A 4,419-nucleotide genomic window follows, 5' to 3' on the forward strand; every position below is an offset into this window, starting at 1 on the left:
ACTCAAGGTGGAGCGAAATGGTATAGGAGCGGCCTTGTCAAGACAACCGCTGTTGCAAGCACAAACTCAGTTTACGGCGCCATTAATCCAGCAAAGCCTCCACTTGAGCGGCCAGGTCGTTCGCCAATCGATCCACGTCCAGATGGGCACGCCCCTCTACCATCACACGAATTAAAGGCTCTGTACCGGAAGGCCGGAGCAATACGCGACCCTCATCGCCCAACGCCTGCTCCAATGCAGCAACCGCTTGCTGAAGCGGCGCCGATGCCATCACTTCTTTGGCATTGGTATCAGCGGGCAGGCGCACGTTGACAAGCGCTTGCGGGACTTTTTCTAGCTCTTTCAACAGCGTTGGCAGGCTCTTTTGCTCTCGCATCATCAGCGCCAACACTTGCAGCGCCGACACGATACCGTCACCAGTCGTTTGCGCATGGCCGCAGACAATATGCCCCGAAGACTCGCCGCCCAGCTCCCAGCCGTTCGCCGCCATGCGCTCCATCACAAAGCGATCGCCAACGTTAGCACGCTCAAAGGGTATGCCTAGTTTATCTAGCGCCATGGCTAATCCAAAGTTGGACATCAGAGTGCCAACAACGCCCCCTTCGAGCAAACCGCGCTCGTGGCGATCTCGGGCAATAAGATAAAGAATATCATCGCCATCAATTTCACGGCCGTCAGCGTCGACTAACAGCAAGCGGTCGCCATCGCCATCAAACGCAATGCCCAAATCGGCACTCTGCTGAATGACTGCCGCACGCAGCGCTGCAGGATGCGTTGAACCCACCTGCTCATTAATGTTTAGCCCATTAGGCGAGACACCAATTGTCGAGACGTCGGCCCCTAACTCACGGAAAACATTAGGCGCGATATGGTAAGTAGCGCCGTGAGCACAGTCCAACACGACTTTTAGGCCATGCAGGCTCAGCCGATCGGGCAGCGTCGATTTGCAAAACTCAATATAGCGGCCCGCCGCGTCATCAATGCGCGCCGCCTTACCCAACTGAGCGGCCTCAGCCGTGGTTAATGGGGCCTCTAGCATCGCTTCAATACGATCTTCCGTTTCATCAGGCAGCTTTTTACCCTCAGCTGAGAAGAACTTGATGCCGTTGTCATCAAAAGGATTATGCGATGCTGAAATGACTATCCCCGCATCCGCACGAAACGTGCGGGTTAGATAGGCAATACCCGGCGTTGGCATGGGCCCCAGCAGCGATACATCGACACCAGCGGCAGATAGCCCTGCCTCAAGCGCGGACTCAAACATATAGCCAGAGATGCGCGTATCTTTACCGATCAGCACGCGCGTCCGCCCCTTATCACGACGCAGTACCTGACCGGCGGCCCACCCCAGCTTGAGCATAAAATCAGCGGTAATGGGTGCTTTGCCCACGGTGCCGCGAATACCATCCGTCCCAAAATAGCGCCTTGTCATGCACCGAACTCCTTAATCATAGACAGCTCAAACGGCGGCTCGCAGCCTTCTTGCAGTACCGCCCAGGTCATATTGACGGCATCGACCGTTGCAGCGATATCATGCACGCGAAGAATATTCGCACCCCGCTCCACCGCCATCGCCGTCAGCGCCACGCCACCAAACAGGCGCTCTTCTACCGGGCGGCCCAACACCTTGCCAATCATGCTTTTGCGTGACATACCCACCAACAGCGGAAGCTCCAGCGCCTGAAGAGACGCCATGTATTTCAGCAAGCGCAAGTTGTGCTCCACGGTCTTTCCAAAACCAAAGCCCGGGTCGATTAACAGCCTATTCCGACGCAGACCGGCCGCTTCACACTCGGCCACTCGCCGCGCCAAATACTCGGCCACTTCGACCTCAACAGGCTGCTGATAATTCGGCGCCTGCTGCATATCCTGAGGCTCGCCCTGGCGATGCATCAAACACACCGGCAAGCCACTGCCCACCGCCGCCTGCAGCGCTCCCTCGCGCTCTAACGCACGTACGTCGTTAATCATCCCGGCGCCCAGCCCACTTGCCTCGCGCATTACGGCCGGACAGCTGGTATCTACCGAGACCAGCGCATCCAGCTCGCGCACCAAGCGCTCTACCACTGGAGCCACTCGATCCAACTCCTCTTGGGAGCTAATTACCAGGGCGCCGGGGCGTGTCGACTCGCCACCGACATCAATGATCGCTGCCCCTTCTGCCAGCATCTGCTCGGCATGCCGTAACGCGTCATCTAGCGCCACGTGCTGCCCGCCATCAGAAAAAGAGTCCGGCGTCACATTTAGTATACCCATCACACGCGGGAAGGATAAATCCAGTAGATGTCGCCCGCAGCGCAGCTGTAAATCACTGCCAGCGACGCGCTGAGGATATGTGTCCAAAGTTGATTTCATGCTACAGCCTAGTCGAGAAGAAAACGTGGCAGTCGTATGTGCACAGCATAACAAAAAAGGCGCCCCTTGACGGGGCGCCTTTTGGCTCATTCTTACGCTACCACTATGACCCTGCCGGACCGCCCAGCGGGTCTGAGGGGCGACGGCGCGGCGTATCGTCGTCATCCTCTTCAGCATCGCTATCAGTCGGGCCCGCAGCAACGTCATCACTGGCCTGAACGTTAGGCTTTTCACCACCGGCAGGCGTGCCGCCGCCAGGTGAGTCGCCATCATTCCAACCTGCCGGCGGGCGCGGATCGCGGCCTTCCATGATGTCCTTCAACTGAGCGGCATCAATAGTTTCATACTTCATCAGCGCTTCAGCCATTGCATCAAGCTTATCGCGATTATCGGCCAAGATTTGACGCGCCTGCTCATAGCAGTCATCAATAATCTTGCGCACTTCTTTATCAAGACGCGTGGTGGTATCGCCAGACTTCATCTTGCCACCACCCTGACCCGGGCCGCCAAGGAACTGATGCGACTCGTCCTCGTCATACATGATCGGCCCCATGGCATCCGACAAACCCCACTTAGCGACCATATTATGCGCCAACTCGGTAGCACGCTTAATGTCGTTAGAGGCACCGGTGGTAACACCGTTCGGACCTAGCGTCATCTCTTCAGCAATGCGACCACCAAATAGCGAGCAAATCTGTCCCAGAATCTGTTGGCGCGAAAGGCTGTAGCGATCTTCCTCAGGTAAGAACATGGTCACGCCCAGCGCTCGGCCACGGGGAATAATCGTCACCTTGTACACCGGATCATGAGACGGCACGACTAAACCAATAATGGCGTGACCGGCTTCATGGTAAGCCGTATTGAGCTTTTCCTTATCGGTCATGACCATCGATTTGCGCTCAGCGCCCATCATGATCTTATCCTTAGCCAGCTCAAGTTCTTCCATGCTGACAACACGTTTGTTACGGCGCGCGGCAAACAGTGCAGACTCGTTGACCAGGTTAGCCAAATCGGCCCCGGAGAACCCAGGCGTACCGCGAGCAATCAGCTGAGGCTTAACATCATCGGCGAGCGGTACTTTGCGCAGGTGAACACCCAAAATATGCTCACGACCACGAATATCTGGCAAGCCCACGGTTACCTGACGGTCAAAGCGACCTGGACGCATCAGTGCGGGGTCAAGCACGTCTGGACGGTTGGTGGCCGCAATCACGATGATGCCTTCGTTAGCTTCAAAGCCATCCATCTCGACCAGCAGCTGGTTCAACGTCTGCTCACGCTCGTCGTTACCACCGCCCATACCGGTACCACGCGAGCGGCCCACGGCATCGATTTCATCGATAAAGATAATACACGGTGCCTGCTTCTTGGCCTGCTCGAACATGTCGCGTACTCGAGACGCACCCACGCCAACGAACATCTCAACAAAGTCAGAACCTGAAATAGAGAAGAAAGGCACTTTGGCTTCGCCCGCAATCGACTTAGCCAGCAGCGTTTTACCGGTACCCGGCGGCCCCACCATCAGTACGCCGCGGGGAATCATACCGCCTAGACGCTGAAACTTAGTCGGATCGCGCAGAAAGTCGACCAGCTCCTCCACTTCTTCTTTGGCTTCATCACAACCCGCCACATCGGCAAAGGTTGTTTTAATCTGATCCTGAGAGAGCAGTTTAGCTTTTGATTTACCAAAGCTCATCGGGCCGCCTTTACCACCGCCAGCCCCCCCCTGCATTTGGCGCATAAAGAACATGAAGATGCCCAAAATCAGCAGAATCGGGAAGCTAGCGATCAGCAAACGTGTCCAGATACTTTGCTGCTCTGGCGCTTTACCCACAACTGTGACGTTATTGCTTAGCAGATCGTCCATTAGCTTAGGATCTTCCGCCGAAGGGCGAATCGTCTGAAACTCAGAGCCGTCCGTACGCTCACCACTGATGGTGTAACCATCAATCGTCACGCTACGCACCTGCTGGTTTTGCACCTGCTGCACAAATTGAGAATAATTTGTGCTTTGCGGTGCGCTTTCCGTACTGAAATTATTGAACACTGTCAGTAGGACGGCCG

Annotated in this window: 3 protein-coding genes; all 3 read right to left on the bottom strand. The window is 56.0% G+C overall.

Annotated elements, in window-relative coordinates:
* Positions 1–82: 82 nt before the first annotated feature.
* Complete coding sequence (gene glmM / locus ACTH5D_RS17350) at positions 83–1,432, bottom strand: phosphoglucosamine mutase (protein WP_441673422.1); 1,350 nt, start codon at positions 1,430–1,432, stop codon at positions 83–85.
* Positions 1,429–2,355, bottom strand: coding sequence for a dihydropteroate synthase (gene folP / locus ACTH5D_RS17355; protein WP_441673424.1), 927 nt, complete (start codon positions 2,353–2,355; stop codon positions 1,429–1,431). Before folP ends, glmM begins: the two co-directional genes overlap by 4 nt.
* A 103-nt stretch (positions 2,356–2,458) precedes the next feature.
* A partial coding sequence (gene ftsH, locus ACTH5D_RS17360) for an ATP-dependent zinc metalloprotease FtsH (RefSeq protein ID WP_441673426.1) occupies positions 2,459–4,419 on the bottom strand: 1,961 nt, incomplete at its 5' end.

Origin of the sequence: Halomonas sp., assembly GCF_052095695.1 — a bacterium.
Taxonomy (GTDB): domain Bacteria; phylum Pseudomonadota; class Gammaproteobacteria; order Pseudomonadales; family Halomonadaceae; genus Vreelandella.

Coding starts and splice junctions, on each gene's coding strand:
- glmM (WP_441673422.1), bottom strand. CDS start 1,432: ATGACAAGGCGCTATTTTGGGACGGATGGTATTCGCGGCACCGTGGGC.
- folP (WP_441673424.1), bottom strand. CDS start 2,355: ATGAAATCAACTTTGGACACATATCCTCAGCGCGTCGCTGGCAGTGAT.